At 70.9% G+C, this 15,025-nt stretch carries 10 protein-coding genes and 3 pseudogenes; 6 read left to right on the plus strand and 7 right to left on the minus strand.

Annotated features, from left to right (window positions below):
* Both GPJ59_RS00440 and GPJ59_RS00445 read left to right on the plus strand, forming a co-directional pair.
* Positions 1-2,143 (plus strand): annotated as a pseudogene (locus tag GPJ59_RS00440) (ALF repeat-containing protein); the annotation flags it as partial.
* A gap of 120 nt (positions 2,144-2,263) precedes the next feature.
* Positions 2,264-2,629 carry a hypothetical protein gene (locus tag GPJ59_RS00445; protein ID WP_219664111.1) on the plus strand — a complete coding sequence of 122 codons (366 nt, stop codon included), beginning with the start codon at positions 2,264-2,266 and terminating at the stop codon, positions 2,627-2,629.
* 190 nt (positions 2,630-2,819) lie between these two features.
* Here GPJ59_RS00445 and GPJ59_RS00450 read toward each other — a convergent pair.
* Positions 2,820-3,170 (minus strand): annotated as a pseudogene (locus GPJ59_RS00450) (DUF418 domain-containing protein); the annotation flags it as partial.
* On the opposite strand from GPJ59_RS00450, the pseudogene GPJ59_RS00455 reads away from it, so the two are divergent.
* Positions 3,158-3,979, plus strand: a pseudogene (locus tag GPJ59_RS00455) (sensor histidine kinase); the annotation flags it as partial. The pseudogenes GPJ59_RS00450 and GPJ59_RS00455 sit on opposite strands and share 13 nt — an antisense overlap.
* Before the next feature lie 78 nt (positions 3,980-4,057).
* Here the strand turns inward: GPJ59_RS00455 and GPJ59_RS00460 are convergent.
* The 6 genes from GPJ59_RS00460 to chvE all read right to left on the minus strand — a co-directional run bounded on the left by GPJ59_RS00460 (position 4,058) and on the right by chvE (position 10,621).
* Positions 4,058-4,855 carry a hypothetical protein gene (locus GPJ59_RS00460; RefSeq protein ID WP_219664112.1) on the minus strand — a complete coding sequence of 266 codons (798 nt, stop codon included), beginning with the start codon at positions 4,853-4,855 and terminating at the stop codon, positions 4,058-4,060.
* Positions 4,852-5,424 carry a SigE family RNA polymerase sigma factor gene (locus tag GPJ59_RS00465; protein ID WP_219664113.1) on the minus strand — a complete coding sequence of 191 codons (573 nt, stop codon included), beginning with the start codon at positions 5,422-5,424 and terminating at the stop codon, positions 4,852-4,854. The genes GPJ59_RS00460 and GPJ59_RS00465 overlap by 4 nt, the downstream gene beginning before the upstream one ends.
* A gap of 28 nt (positions 5,425-5,452) precedes the next feature.
* Positions 5,453-6,358: an expansin EXLX1 family cellulose-binding protein gene (locus tag GPJ59_RS00470; RefSeq protein WP_258023642.1), complete on the minus strand. Its 906-nt coding sequence runs from the start codon at positions 6,356-6,358 to the stop codon at positions 5,453-5,455.
* A 270-nt stretch (positions 6,359-6,628) separates the two neighbouring features.
* Positions 6,629-7,864 (minus strand): multiple monosaccharide ABC transporter permease, encoded by a 1,236-nt coding sequence (gene mmsB, locus GPJ59_RS00475; RefSeq protein WP_258023643.1) that lies wholly within the window; start codon positions 7,862-7,864, stop codon positions 6,629-6,631.
* A 3-nt stretch (positions 7,865-7,867) separates the two neighbouring features.
* Positions 7,868-9,415, minus strand: a complete 1,548-nt coding sequence (gene mmsA, locus GPJ59_RS00480; RefSeq protein WP_219664115.1) for a multiple monosaccharide ABC transporter ATP-binding protein — start codon at positions 9,413-9,415, stop codon at positions 7,868-7,870.
* Positions 9,416-9,526: 111 nt separating this feature from the next.
* Positions 9,527-10,621 carry a multiple monosaccharide ABC transporter substrate-binding protein gene (gene chvE / locus GPJ59_RS00485; protein ID WP_219664116.1) on the minus strand — a complete coding sequence of 365 codons (1,095 nt, stop codon included), beginning with the start codon at positions 10,619-10,621 and terminating at the stop codon, positions 9,527-9,529.
* Between the two features lie 492 nt (positions 10,622-11,113).
* On the opposite strand from chvE, the gene GPJ59_RS00490 reads away from it, so the two are divergent.
* The 3 genes from GPJ59_RS00490 to GPJ59_RS00500 all read left to right on the plus strand — a co-directional run bounded on the left by GPJ59_RS00490 (position 11,114) and on the right by GPJ59_RS00500 (position 15,017).
* Positions 11,114-12,103, plus strand: a complete 990-nt coding sequence (locus GPJ59_RS00490; protein ID WP_219664167.1) for a LacI family DNA-binding transcriptional regulator — start codon at positions 11,114-11,116, stop codon at positions 12,101-12,103.
* Between the two features lie 600 nt (positions 12,104-12,703).
* On the plus strand, positions 12,704-13,783 hold the full coding sequence (locus GPJ59_RS00495) for an aldose epimerase family protein (RefSeq protein ID WP_219664117.1): 1,080 nt from the start codon (positions 12,704-12,706) through the stop codon (positions 13,781-13,783).
* Positions 13,784-14,033: 250 nt separating this feature from the next.
* On the plus strand, positions 14,034-15,017 hold the full coding sequence (locus GPJ59_RS00500; RefSeq protein ID WP_219664118.1) for an acetylxylan esterase: 984 nt from the start codon (positions 14,034-14,036) through the stop codon (positions 15,015-15,017).
* Positions 15,018-15,025: the final 8 nt, after the last annotated feature.

Below are 15,025 nucleotides of genomic sequence, written 5' to 3' on the forward strand. Positions count from 1 at the left end.
CCGTAACGCCGCGGCCGCCGCCAACGCCTCGGCCGCCGCCGCCGAAGCGGCCGGCGCGGCGCAGGCCGAGGCCGCAGAAGCCAAGCGCCAGGCGCAGATCGCCAGCACCAACGCCACCATCGCCACCAACGCGGCGGGGACCGCCCAGGCCCTGGCCAACTCGGCCGCGGCTGCGGCCCGTACCGCCCGGGACGCGGCCAACAGCGCCGCCGGCCACGCGGACAACGCCGCCGCGGCGGCCGAGTGGGCGGCGCAGTACGCCGGCCAGGCCGTGGAGTACGCGAAGAAGTCCACCGAGTTCGCCAACGAGGCGACCAAGGCCGCGAACACCGCCACCGCAGCGGTCGCCAAGGCCGTCGAGGTGGAGAAGGCCGCCCGCGAGGCGGAGTGGCAGCGTCTCGACCAGGACACCCAGCGCGCGATCCAGGAGGTGCGCCTGCTCGCCCAGATCGAGCAGAACGAGCGGGCCGCCTACGCCGAGAAGCGCACCCAGGCCGAGCAGGCCGCCCAGGCCACCAAGGACCTCATCGCCCAGGCCGAGACCGCCCTGAAGGCGGGCAACACCGCCCAGGCGACGGCACTGGGCCGCAAGGCGGCCGTCGCCGTCATGGGTGGCTCCCACGGCACCTGGTCGCACGAGGCCGCCCGGTTCGCGCTGTCCGGCGCCGACTCCGACATCCACGTCTGGATCGACACCGACCGCCACCTCGCGCAGCGCCAGGACGACCGCGAGACCAGCCTCTACCTCGCACGGACCCTGCCGCCGGACATCGGATACGCCGCGGCCAGGGCCCTGGAGAGCAGCGACCCGGACGCCGCCGGCAAGTTCCTCGACGGCGGACTCGTCCAGGCTTCCGCGATGGAAGCCCGCGTCGCGGTGACGCGCGCCCTGGCCGCCAACCCGGGCACGGCCGTCACCAAGGCGGCCAACGACGCGCTGAACGCCGGCACCCCGGAGGCCCTGTACCAGTTCCTCACCGTCACTGGCGAGGCGGCCCAGCGCGAGGACGACGCCGTCGCCACCGCCGCCCTGCTCTCCTCGGACAAGGCCGGCCCCTACACCCGGGCGCACGCCCAGGCGGCGATGGAGGGCCCGACCTGGATGCGCCGGAACTTCATCGGCTCGGTGCAGTACAAGACGGCCCAGCTCGACGCCGACTCGGCCAGCCACATCGCCGCCGTCCAGGGAGCCATCGCCGCTGCCGCGAAGATCGCGCAGAAGGCCCAGGAGGACGCCGCCCGCGCCCAGCAGGCGGCGGCCGTCGCCCGCAACGCGGCCACGGAGGCCGTGGAGTGGGCGAACAAGGCCAAGGACTGGGCGGCGCAGGCCGCGACGTCCGCGCAGCAGGCGAAGACGAACGCCGACGTGGCCGACCGGTCCGCCAAGGACGCGCAGGCCGCCGCCGACCGGGCGAGCCAGGCGGCGGCCACGGCCCGTACCGCCGCCCGCTCGGCGAACTACTCGGCCAACCGTGCCTTCGAGTCGGCGCGCAGCGCTGCCGCGTCGGCCAACGCGGCCCAGGCGTCCGCCGCTTCCGCCCACGCGTCGGCCACCCAGGCCGGACAGGACGCCCAGACGGCGGCCCAGGCGGCGAGCCAGGCCCATCAGATCGCTGCCGAGAAGCACGCGCAGGAGGTGGCCGCGGCGGCCCGGCAGGCAGCTGCGGAGGCCCAGGCGGCGAAGGAGGCCGGCAAGTCCCCGGCCGACACGCCTGACAACGACACCGTGCAAGGCGGTGGCACCCCCTGGTACAAGGACGTCAAGTGGTGGGCCAACGCCACGAGCTGGCTCAGCACCGGTCTGGGGTTCGCCAGCGCCCTGGCGGGTCTGGGGGGCCTGCTCTTCCCGCCGGCCGCGATCGTCCTGGAGCCCCTGGCCTTCGGCCTGGGCATCGCCTCCATGGCGGTGTCCGGGGTCAGCACGATTCTCACGGGCATCGGCTACGGCTGGAACAGCAGCGAGTTCTGGGCCTCCGCCGGCAGCACCGCCCTGGGGGTCCTGACCTTCGGCCAGTCCCAGTGGATCGGTTCGCTGTCGAAGGTCGGAGAGAAGGTCGTGGCTCCGGTCGCCACGAAGATCACACAGTTCGGCCACGACCTGATCTCGCCGGTCACCTCCACCCTGTCCTCGCTCTTCGGCTGACGGGCAGACGGTGACGGCAGCCTGAAACGCGTTCGGGCCAGGGGACGACGTACGCTGTCAGCCCCCTGGCCCGACCCGAAGGGACCCGACATCCTCACCCGCATCCCCCTCGGCTGGCTGGTGGCCATAGCCGTGTTCGCCACCTGCGTCCTGTGTCTCGGCGTCCACCGCTGCCTCGGGATGCGCAGACCGACCGCCGTCGCGGCCGGTCTTTCCGTGGTGTTCCTGCTGGTCATGACGGCAATGGGCGCCGTGGGAGCCGTACCGTGGAACGCCCGCCAGATGATGGTCATGTACTCCTTCACCTGGGTCGGCTTCACCATCGGCGCCATCCCGTCGGGCAGGCTCCTGCGCGACCACCTCCGATCCGGCGGAGAGCACCCGGCACCCCAGGACGGCGGCCGCGTGGTCCCGGTCCGCCATGTGGTCTTCATGTGCGTGACCGTCTCCGCCATGCTTCTGCCGGCCTTCGTCCTCGCCACCTGATCTTGGCCAGTGCTCCGCCCTTCAGGGCGGGGGTGAAGGCCATCCTCGGGCCGGAGGCGCGAAGTGCCGGAGGGCGCTGCGCCTCCGTGGTGACGGTCAGAGGGGGCGCTGCTGGTTCTCGATGTACTGCTTGATGACGGTCAAGGGTGCCCCGCCGCATGTCATGAAGGCCGCCCGCCCCGGCCCGGCCTCATCGGATGTACTTTGCCGGCTTGGTGGCGGCGTTGAGCAGCGCCTCCAGCGGTCCGCGGTGGAAGGAGCGGGACCAGGCGGCGGCGAACACGATCGCCCCGAGGATGAGCGTGAGCACGGGAACCCAGGACACCTGGGTGCTTTCACCGGCCGGTATGCCCACCGCGGACTGTACGAGGAAGTGGCCGACGTAGGCCGTCAGGGACATGGTGCCCACGGCGATGACCGGCTTCGCCGGCCGGCGCAGGCGCGGCAGGCGGTCCATCAGCACCGTCGCGCCCACGATCACGAGGATGGCGACGCCCACGCTGGCGATGATGTCGAAGGTGGTGCCGCTGTGCCCTGCTGAACGCGGCCGCGGACACGCTCGCCTGGCCCCTGTCCCACACGCTCACCGGCGACCGGACCTGGACGCTCGTCCAGTTCGTCTACACGCTGGCCACGGCCGTCGCTCCCGTCCTGTTCGGCCAACTCGTGCAGGCCAGGCGTGACGTGGCCCGCCAGCTCGTCGAGGTCGAAGAGGCCCGGGAACACGAACGCGTCCTGTACGCCCAGACCGTCCTCGCCCGTGAACGGGCCCAGCTGGCCCGCGAGATGCACGACGTCGTCTCCCACCAGGTCAGCCTCATCGCCGTCCAGGCCGGAGCCCTCCAGGTCGCCGCCAAGGACCCCGACGCCCGCGAGGCCGCCCGCACCCTCAGCGCGAACACCCTCGACGAACTCCGCCACATGGTCACCCTGCTGCGCGCCTCCGGCGGCAAGGCAACCGAACTCACCCCCCAGCCCACCCTCGCCGACCTCCAGCAGCTCATCGCCAACAGCGGCATCGAGACCACCCTGACCGGCGAGCTCCCTCCCGGCATCAGCACCACCGCCCAGCGCACCGTCTACCGCACGGTCCAAGAAGCCCTCACCAACGTGCGCAAGCACGCCCCCGGCGCCCGCGCCGACGTACGCCTGTGGCACGACGCGCACCACTTGGGCGTCACCGTCACCAACGCCGCCCCCACCAGGCCGACCGTCGCCCTGCCCAGCGCCCGGCACGGCCTCATCGGCCTCAAGGAACGCGCCGAACTGCTCGACGGTACCCTCACCGCCGAACCCACCCCACAGAGCGGATACAGGATCGAACTACGAGCCCCCACCCGGCCCGCCTGAACACAACCCACCCGGCCCGCCTGAACACAACCCACTCGACCGGGACCTCGGCGGCGTCGACCTGCTACGGGCATGGCCTCATCGCGGCGGGGTGAAGCCGCCCCAGACCGAGAGGGCGCCGCGCGGACCGGTTGCGTCGACGCGGTACCCGTCGTGCTTGGCCTCGCGCGCGCCGGCGGCGTGGTTGTACTGGCCGGCGAAGACGTGCTGTCCGGCCGGGACCGTACGGCCCGGCTTGAGGATCCAGCGGTAGACCAGGGCTCCGCCTTCATGCTGCACGGTGACGGTGAAGTCGTCGGCGGGCAGCGTCCTCCAGCTGCCGGTGCTCTGCACTCCCCCCGTCTGCGTGATGCGCAGTTCCACGGTGAGTGCGGTGAGCGGCTGAGTGGTCCTGAGGGTGATGTTGCTCTGCGCCCAGTAGGTGTTGCTGCCCGCGTCCAAGGAGCCGGCCGACCACAGAGGCCCGTCCTGGACGTGCGCGCTGCCGGGCCGGGCCGGGCCCGTGCCCCCTGACGCCTCCGGGCTGGGGCTCGTCGAGGACGAGCGGTCCGGCGCGGTCGGGCCGCCGGTGGTGGGCGCCGACGGCGTCGGGTCGGGAGTCCCGGGCGCGGACGGCGCGGCAGGCGTGGCCGGGACGTCCGGCCGGGCCGGCGGGGACTGGACGATGGCGGCGACGGCGAAACCACCGCCCGCCAGGATGCCGGCCGCGGCGAGGGAGGCGAGCGCCACCCTGGGCCAGGGCCTCGCGCCGGACGGCTCGCGGTGGCGGTCGGGGGCGCCGGACATGCCGCGTTCCACGCGTGCCAGGATCCGGGCGCGGTCGGGCTGGTGGGCCTCGGCGGCTGTGCGCAGCCGCTCGGTGAGCTCCTCGTTCAACGGTTCCTCCTCCCCGCCAGCAGTTCCCCGGCCGCTCCTGTGCTGCCCAGCGTCCGTTCCAGTTCGGCCATCCCCTTCGAGGTCTGGCTCTTCACCGTACCGACCGATATTCCGAGCGCCAGAGCGGTGTCCTTCTCCGACAGGTCGAAGGCGTGCCGCAGGACCACGCATGCCCGCTTCCGGAACGGCAACCGGGCGAGAGCCGTACGCACGTCCACAACGGCGGCCACGTCGGGACCGTCCGACGGATCCGCACCGCGCGACCAGAACAGGGCGATCCGGCGGCGCTCGCGAACCGCGCTGCGGATCCGTGACCGTGCCAGGTTGGCGACCACGCCGCGGGCGTAGGCGAGGGGGTGCTCGGCCTGGCGCAACCGGTCCCAGCGCTGCCACAGTGCGATCAGGGCGTCCGCGGCCAGATCGTCGGCACCGTCCGTCTCGCCCGTCAGGAGATGGGCGAACCGGGCGAGTTCGGCGTAGTGGCGTTCGAAGAAGTCGTGGAACTCCGCGGACGTGTCATCGAGGACCACGCTTTCGGTCGCCCCTTCCGCAAATGTGTGCGTTAACATCCAGCCGGCAGCGTATCAGGGTGCGGTTTCAGTGCGGGGCGAACTGGACCCGGGTCGGTTGTGCGACGTTCGGCAGCAGCGCGGTCCCGTCGACCGTCAGCTGTTCTCCGTAGATGTCGGTGATCCTCATCGTGCTGCCGCACCCGCTGCCGTCGGCGGAGAGGAAGTAGTTGTAGTCGGTACGGGGCAGTCTTTGCCAGCCCTTGGTGGTGCGTACCTCCAGCCGTGCGACCGGATTCCGGTGGTCGATCACCTGGATGCCGCACCAGTGGGGGCTGGAGCCGGTCTTGTACCGGATGGAGAGCGTGCCGGACGTGTGGGGGCTCAGCAGGCTCCAGGTGATCGGGATACGGCCGAGCTCGGGATCGGCCAGTTTCGCGAAGGCCTGTTCGCTGAGGTCGAGTTGTCCGGGTGCGCAGGGCAGTGGGCATTCGTTGGTGATCCGGACGGTGATCGAGGCGCCGCTCGCGGCGCGTACGCGTACGTACGCGCCGCACGCCCTGGACGACTCGTAGTCGGTGGTGTTCATCGCCGCGATCATGAGGTCGTCGCTCGGGCCGAACAGACAGGCGCCGTTGCCGTCACCGGCGGCGTAGGCGGTGGCGACGCCCTTGTAGGTGGTCCCAGGCTGGATGCGTCCTGCCGACGGTGCCGGGGTGGACGACGCCGGTGGGGTTTCCTTCGCCGCAGGCCGTGACGTCGCCGCGGTGGTCGCCCCGACGGCCGCCGTCGGGGTTGCCGTGGCATGCGCGCCGTCCGCCGGGGGCGCGGGGGCCGTCAGGGCCGAGGGCGTGGCTCCCGCCAGGGTGGCGGCGGGGGCGGCCATGCCGGCCCCGGCCCGGGCCTCGGCCTCCTCCTCGGGGCCGGGGAGCATGGTCGTCACCAGGCAGAAGAGGGCGCCGGCGGCGGTCAGCATCACCGCCGTTCCCCTCATCAGCCTGTGTCTACGCCTGCGCTGCCGCGCGGCCTGCCGTGCAGTCTGCATGTCCGTCCGTTCGAAGATTCGAGTCGAGGTGCACTGCCTGGTCGCCGCAGGATGCGAAAAGGTTGCCGACGGAAGCCGACGGAAGCCGACGGAAGCCGACGGAAGCCGACGGAAGCCGACGGAAGCCGACGGAAGCCGGCGGGCGCGTGCGGTTCCGCGGGGCTGGACTCGATGTTCGCGCGGGCGGCTGATCCAGGCCGCCGCTCAGGAGGGGCGAGGTCAGGCTCCGGCCTTGCGCTTGTTGTAGACGTCGAAGCCGACGGCCGCCAGCAGTACCAGGCCCTTGATCACCTGCTGGTAGTCGGTACCCACGCCGACCAGCGACATGCCGTTGTTCAGCACGCCCAGCACCAGACCGCCGGTGAGCGCACCGAGGACGGTGCCCACACCGCCGCTCGCGGAGGCGCCGCCGATGAACGCGGCGGCGATCGCCTCCAGCTCGAAGTTGATGCCGGCCTGCGGCGTACCGGCGTTGAGCCGCGCGGCGAAGACCAGCCCGGCCAGGGCCGCCAGGACGCCCATGTTCACGAAGGCGAGGAAGACGACCCGCTTGCTCTTCACCCCGGACAGCCGCGCCGCCGCCTCGTTGCCGCCGATGGCGTAGGTGTGCCGGCCGAGGATCGAGTTGCGCATCACGTATCCGAAGCCGACCAGCAGGACGCCGAGGATCAGCAGGACGATCGGCACCCCGTGGTAGCTGGCCAGCAGCAGGGTGAAGGCCACCACGGACGCGGTGATCGCGCCGAGCTTCACCAGGAACAGCCCGGCCGGGAGCGGTTCCAGTCCGTACGAGGCGGCCCGCCGCCGTCCGCGCACCTCCTGCAGGATCGCTACGGCCAGCACCGACAGGCCCAGCAGCAGCGTGAGGTTGTGGTAGTCGGTGTGCGGGCCGACCGCGGGGAGGAAGCCGCTGCTGATGTTCTGGAAGCCCTTGGGGAACGGCGCCACCGACTGGCCCTGCAGGAGGATCTGGGTCCCACCCCGGAACAGCAGCATGCCGGCCAGCGTGACGATGAACGAGGGGATCCCGAGATAGGCGATCCAGAACCCCTGCCAGGCTCCGGCGAGAGCCCCGATCAGCAGCGCGGCCACCAGCGCCACGGGCCACGGCATCCTGTGCTCGACCATCATCACCGCCGCGGCCGCCCCGACGAAGGCGGCGAGCGACCCGACCGACAGGTCGATGTGCCCGGCGATGATGACGATCATCATGCCGATGGCCAGGATGAGGATGTAGCCGTTCTGCTGGATCAGATTGGTGATGTTGAGCGGCTGGAGCAGGATGCCGTCCGTCCAGAACTGGAACAGCAGGACGATCAGCGCCAGCGCGACCAGCATCCCGTACTGGCGCAGGTTGCCGCGCAGCGCCCGGGCCAGTACGGCACCGGCCGACGATCGTCGGGCGGTTTCCGGGGTGCTGGGCGCGGTCTTGGGGGTGGTCTCGATCTGGGCCATGCCTCACACCTGCTTGTCGGGGTATGCCGCGCTCATGGTCATGAGCCGCATGAGGGATTCCTGGGTGGCGTCGGCGCGGGGCACCTCACCGGTGATCCGGCCTTCGGCCATGGTGTAGATCCGGTCGCATAGGCCCAGGAGTTCGGGGAGCTCGGAGGAGATGACGAGTACCGCCTTGCCCTGGGCCGCGAGTTCGGCGACGACGGTGTAGATCTCCGCCTTGGCGCCGATGTCGATGCCCCGGGTGGGTTCGTCGAGGATCAGCACCTCCGGCTCGGCGAAGATCCACTTGCTGAGGACGACCTTCTGCTGGTTGCCGCCGCTGAGCTTGCCGGTCTCCGCGAACACCGAGGGGGCCTTGATGCTCATCGTCCGCCGGAACGATTCGGCGATCCGCGCCTCCTCGTGCCGGTCGACCCAGCCCCGCCGGGCCACCTTGCCCAGGGCGCTCAGCGAGATGTTCCGGCTGATGTCGTCGCCCAGGTTGAGGCCGAGTTGCTTGCGGTCCTCGGTCACGTACGCGATGCCGTGCCCGATCGCCTCCGGCACCGTCCGGGTACGGATCTCCCGGCCGTGCAGCCGCACCCGGCCGCCGGTCCACCGTCCGTACGAGCGGCCGAAGACGCTCATGGCCAGCTCGGTGCGCCCGGCGCCCATGAGACCGGCGACGCCGACGATCTCGCCGCGACGGACGTTCAGTGAGGCGCCGTCGACCACCCTGCGCCGGTGGTCGATCGGGTGCTGGACGCTCCAGCCATCGATTTCGAAGGCGACCTCGCCGATCTGCGGGGCGCGTTCGGGGTAGCGGTGTTCCAGGTCGCGGCCGACCATGCCGCGGATGATCCGCTCCTCGGAGATGCCGTCGGGACCGATCGCGATGGTCTCGATGGTCCGCCCGTCGCGCAGGACGGTGACGGAATCGGCGACCCGGGCGATCTCGTTCAGCTTGTGCGAGATGAGGATGCAGGAGATGCCCTGGGCCTTGAGTTCGAGGATCAGGTCGAGCAGCTTGCGGCTGTCCTCGTCGTTCAGGGCAGCGGTCGGCTCGTCCAGGATGAGCAGCTTGACCTTCTTGGCGAGTGCCTTGGCGATCTCGACCAACTGCTGTTTGCCCACGCCGAGATCGGCGATCCTGGTGTGCGGGCTCTCGTCGAGTCCGACCTGCCGGATCAGTGCGGCGGCGTGGGTCAGCGTCCGGTGCCAGCTGATGACACCCCGGGTGGCGTGCTCGTTGCCGAGGAAGATGTTCTCGGCGACGGACAGGTAGGGCACCAGCGCGAGTTCCTGGTGGATGATGACGATGCCGCGCTGCTCGCTGGCCCGGATGTCCCGGAACCGGCAGGGTTCGCCCTCGAAGTAGATCTCGCCCTCGTAGCTGCCGTGCGGGTGGACCCCGCTGAGCACCTTCATCAGGGTGGACTTGCCGGCGCCGTTCTCACCGCAGACGGCGTGCACCTCCCCGGTGCCGACGGTCAGGTTGACCTCGGAGAGGGCCTTGACACCGGGAAACGTCTTGCTGATCGACCGCATCTCGAGAACGGGTCGGGCCATGGTTGTGCTTCCGTATCGTCGGGGCGGCGCGGTGCCGGGCGGTCTCCCGGGCGCCGCGCCGCCGGTTCGGCGTCGCCGGACCCGTTGGCCGGGCTCCGTGGGCTCCGTGGGCTACTTGAGCTGGTCCGCGGTGTACTGGCCGCTGTCCACCAGGATCTTCCGGTAGTTCTCCTTGTCGACGCTGACCGGCTGGAGCAGCTGCGCGGGTACGGTCTTGACGCCGTTGTCGTACTGACTGGTGTCGTTGACCTCGGGCTTGCCGCCGGTCAGCAGTGCGTCGCCCATCTGGACGGCGGCCTTGGCCAGTTGGCGGGTGTCCTTGTAGACGGTCTGGGTCTGCTCGCCCGCGATGATCGACTTCACCGAGGCCAGCTCGCCGTCCTGGCCCGTGACGACGGGCAGTGGCCGGCCGGTGCCGTAGCCGACGCCCTTGAGCGAGGAGATGATGCCGATCGAGATGCCGTCGTACGGCGAGAGCACCGCGTCGACGCGGGCGGCGGTGTACGACTTGCTCAGCAGGTTGTCCATCCGGGACTGGGCGAGACCGCCGTCCCAGCGCAGGGTGGCGATCTGGTTGACGGAGGTCTGGCCGCTCTGCACGACCAGCTTCTTGTCGTCGACGTACGGCCCCAGGACGCTCATCGCGCCGTTGAAGAAGTACTTGGTGTTGTTGTCGTCCGGTGAGCCGGCGAAGAGCTCGATGTTGAACGGGCCCTTGCCGTCCTTGAGGCCGAGCTTGTCGACGATGTAACTGCCCTGGAGGACGCCGACCTTGTAGTTGTCGAAGGTCGCGTAGTAGTCGACGTTCTTCGTGCCGAGGATCAGCCGGTCGTAGGAGATGACCGGGATGTGCGCGTCGGCGGCCTTCTGCAGCACGTTGGTGAGCGAGGAACCGTCGATGGCGGCGATCACCAGCAGCTTGGCCCCCTTGGTGATCATGTTCTCCACCTGGGCGACCTGGTTCTCCACGACGTTGTCGCCGTACTGGAGGTCGGTCTTGTAGCCCTTGGCCTGGAACTCCTTGACCATGTTGTTGCCGTCGTTGATCCAGCGCTCCGACGACTTGGTCGGCATCGCGATGCCGACGAGGCCCCCTTTGGCGTCGGCCTTGGTAGTGCCATCGCCCGCTCCGTTGGCGCTCTGGCCGCAGGCTGCCAGCGACAGCGTGAGACCCACCGTGACAAGGCCGGCTGAAAGCTTCCGCACAGTTCCTCCAGTGATGTTCCGCGACCGGCACAGTGCGACCCGGCTGGGCGACCGGAAGCGGTCGAGCGGGGCCGGCCCGGGATTCGTCTTCTCGCGCTGTGTGAAGTCAGGGGTCGCAGCGGCTCCGGCCTGGCGATACCTGAGTGTTAACGCTCACAAGTGCGCCGTCAAGGGTCTGTTCGGATCACCGTCGGGTCAACGACGGCGCAGGCCGATGCCTCCTCGGCGGGCACCTGCACATCGGGCACGGCCGGTACGCGACCACGAGCGGCATCTGTGGCTTCGGGTGAGGCGTTGGTCCGCGAGTGCTCGGGATCCCGGTCCTGAGCCGCACGCCTTGGCGGCGGCTGTCGGGGTACTTCCGCCGCGTCCGCTCGTCCGTCGACGCTCACGCAGCCTTCGTCGGCGGTCGGTGGCGTACCGTGGCCGGAGTCGAGGAGGGAAGTGCGCGTGGGAAACGACAGTGCCGGGACCGAGCGGCGCCATCCTGTGATGGCGGACGTGGCGAAATTGGCCGGCGTGTCCCACCAGACGGTGTCCCGGGTGCTCAACGGCGCCCCGCATGTGCGGCCCGGCACCCGGGAGCGGGTGCTCGCCGCCATCCGGGAGCTGGACTACCGGCCCAACTCCGCTGCCCGCGCCCTGGTCACCCGCCGCTCGCAAACTCTCGGCGTGGTCAGCTTCGAATCGACCCTGTACGGTCCCGCCTCGATGCTCCACGGCATCGAGCAGGCTGCGCGCAGTGCGGGGTACTTCGTCAGCGTGACCAGTCTGCACTCCCTGGACGGCCGCTCGGTCCAGGAGGCTGTCGACCGACTGCGCGACCAGGGCGTGGAAGGCGTGGTCGTGATCGCGCCCCAGATCTCCGCCGTCAGTGCGGTGGCCAGGCTCTCCAGCTCCGTGCCGGTCGTCGCGGTCGGACCGGGCAGCCAGTCGCGGGTTCCCATGGTCTCGGTGGACAACCGGTCCGGCGCCGAAGCGGCCACCAGGCACCTGCTCGATCTGGGGCACCGCACCGTGCACCACCTGGCCGGCCCGGCCGGGTGGAGGGAGAGCCAGGACCGCCAGGAGGGCTGGCGCGCCGCGCTGGAGGCCGCCGGAGCCCCCGTGCCGCGTGTCGAGCCCGGCGACTGGAGTGCGCGCGCCGGCTACCAGGCGGGCTTGCGGATCGCCGAGCTGGACGACGTCACCGCCGTCTTCTGCGCCAACGACCACATGGCGCTCGGCCTGCTGCGCGCCCTGCACGAGGCCGGCCGCTCGATCCCGGGCGACATCAGCGTGGTGGGCTTCGACGACATTCCCGAGGCCGCCTACTTCACCCCGCCCCTGACCACCGTGCGGCAGGACTTCGGCGAGCTCGGCCGCCGGGCCCTGGAACTGCTCGTCGAGGAGCTGGAGGGCGGCGCGCACACCCGTGCTCACGTACGGATTCCGCCCGAGATGGTGCTGCGTCGCAGCGCGGGTCCCGCCGTCCGCCGATGAGCCGGCACCGTCGGAACCGAGGCTGACCACCCCGGCGGTACACGCTCACTGCCGTGTCGGCACGCTCGGCCGAGGGCTCCGGCGATCCCTTGACAGGATGGATTGTTAACGCTAACAATCTCTCGTCACGAGAGATTTTTCCCCTTCAACTCCGGTGGAGACAATGCCGGTTTCCGGTGCGAAGGATGAGAAAAGTGACCTTGATCCCTGCCGTCCGGGGCTCGGACAGGTACGTCGTCGGCATCGCCACCGACTGCACCGCCTGCACGGCCGGATACCGGGGCACCTTCCAGGACGGCGGTCACCCGGGCGAGGAGCACCTCGCCGCTCCGCACCCTGGGTTGAGCGACCTCGCCCGCGCCCGTCTGCAGCACCCCCTTGTCGACGTGCACGTGGCCGCAGCGGCCGCTTCGGGCCCTCGAGAACGGCCAGCTCCTCGCCGTCATGGGCACCTCCACCTGCCACGTCGTGGGCGGCGCCGCCCCCGCGTCGCCCCTGCCGAGCCGATGACGCCCGCCGTACGACGGGCGTCGCTCCCCGCCCCGCCGCGTTGAACGGAGTAGCCACGTGTCGCGAGATGCACTCGTATCCCATGGTGAAGTGACGGTGACCCAGGAGAACGCCGCAGTGCTCCCGGACGGGCGGCGCATCACCCGCTGGACGTTCGGCTCCCCGGAGGGCGTGACGGCCGAGGTGCTGAGTCTGGGAGCACGCTTGCAGGCCCTGTACACGCCGGACCGGGACGGGCAGTGTGCCAACGTCGTCCTGGGCTGCGAGAGCACGGCGGATCTGTTCGGGGAGGCTGCCTACTTCGGCGCGACGGTCGGCCGCTACGCCAATCGAATCGCCGGCGGAACGCTGCCCCTGGGCGGCACGACACACCGGCTGGCGACCCAGCAGGGCGGCCACACCCTGCACGGCGGACCGGACGGCTTCGCCACTCGCCTCTGGGACGGCGTGCCGGTCCGCGTGGGCAGGCGGGCCGGTGTCCGTTTCCGCATGGACAGCCCCGACGGCGACCAGGGATTCCCGGGCGCCCTCACGGCCGAGGTCACCTACCTGCTCGGCCCCGACGGCGAACTCTCCCTCACTTACCGCGCGACCACGGACGCCCCGACGGTCGTCAACCTCACCAACCACATGTACGTCAACCTGGCCGGCGAGGGCTCTGGGACAGTGCTCGGCCACCTGCTGCGTGTCGAGGCCGCCCGTTACATCCCCGTGGACGCAGAACTGATACCGCTCGGTCCGGCCGAGTCCGTCAGCGGCACGCCGTTCGACCTCCGCGAGGCCCGGACGATCGGTGCCCGCATCACCGAGGAACACCCGCAGATCCGCCGGGCCGGCGATGGCTTCGACCACAACTGGGTGCTCGACGGCACCGGGCTCAGGCGGGCCGCCGTCCTGAGCCACCCTGCCAGCGGCCGCCGCGTCGAATGCCTGACCACGGAGCCGGGGCTCCAGGTCTACACCGGAAACCACTTCGACGGCTCGCTGACCGGCCGCTCCGGTCGCCCGTACGTCGCGTACGCGGGCATCGCTCTGGAGACCCAGCGCTTTCCGGACTCGCCCAACCGGCCCGAGTATCCCTCCACCTACCTGCGCCCGGGGGAGGAGTACCGCTCGACGACGGCGTACCGCTTCTCGGTCGAGGAAGGGAAGGCTGCCCTCGACCGCTGACGCCCGCCCGGGGAAGTTCCGGGTCGTCGCGGTGACGGACGCGGACAGGCCGTGCCCCGGCGGCCGAAGCGCACGTGGTCGTACTCGGCGAGCGCCGGCCCGGCCGAGGCCCGCACCCGCGAGACCGGCGGCCCGTCCGGGGGGCGGGCCGCCACCCCACCCCACACCTGTGCCCGTACCTGCGGGGCAAAGCGCCCTTGAGCCGCCGCGCTCCGCTACCTCGTCACCGCTCCGAGGAGGAGGAAGCCTCATGCCGCTCACAGACCTCGACGTGGATGAACTTGTCGGCTACCGACCGGAGTTGCCCGAACCAGCCGACTTCGACGCCTTCTGGCGGCGGACCCTTGCCGAAGCCCGGTCGCACGACGCGGCGATCAAGGTGGAACGGGTCACCGCCCAGCACCTGCTGAGCACCGTCGAGGTCGACGACGTGCGCTTCCCCGGCTGGAACGGCGAGCCGGTGGCCGCCTGGCTGCTGCGCCCGCGCAACACGACCGGACGGCTGCCGGTCGTCGTCACCTACATGGGCTACAGCGGCGGTCGAGGACTGCCCACCGACCACCTGTTCTGGTCCGCCGCAGGTTACGCCCAACTCGTCGTCGACAGCCGGGGCCAGGGCCACGACACCCCGGACCGGGGCGTGGGTGACGGCACGCAGTGGGTCGAGGGATTCATGACCCGCGGCATCGACTCTCCCGACAACTACTACTACCGGCGGTTGGTCACCGACTGCGTGCGAGCCGTGGACGCGGTCGCGGAGCTGCCCGGACTCGACGGCCGTCGGATCGTGGTGACCGGAGCCAGCCAGGGCGGCGGTCTGGCGCTCGCCGTCGCCGGTCTCGCCGGGGACCGCGTGGCGGCGGCCATGCCGGACGTCCCGTTCCTGTGCCACTTCCGCCACGCCGCCGCGATCTGCGACGACGGTCCGTACCAGGAGATCGCCAAGTACCTGCGCTGGCACAGCCGCCACCGCGTGGAGCCGGCGTTCGCCACCCTCGCCCACTTCGACGGCGTCCACTTCGCCCGGCGGGCCACCGCGCCGACGCTGTTCAGCGTGGGCCTGATGGACCCGGTCTGCCCGCCCTCCACGGTCTACGCCGCCTTCAATCAGTACGCGGGCGAGGACCGCAGCATGACCGTGTGGCCGTTCGGCGACCACGGCGGCGGCTGCGGCTCCAACCCACCCGTCCAACTGGCCTGGCTGCGCGAGCGCGGTCTGGCACCGGAGCTCTGACCGCGTTG

Origin of the sequence: Streptomyces bambusae (assembly GCF_019400985.1) — a bacterium.
Lineage (GTDB): Bacteria > Actinomycetota > Actinomycetes > Streptomycetales > Streptomycetaceae > Streptomyces > Streptomyces bambusae_A.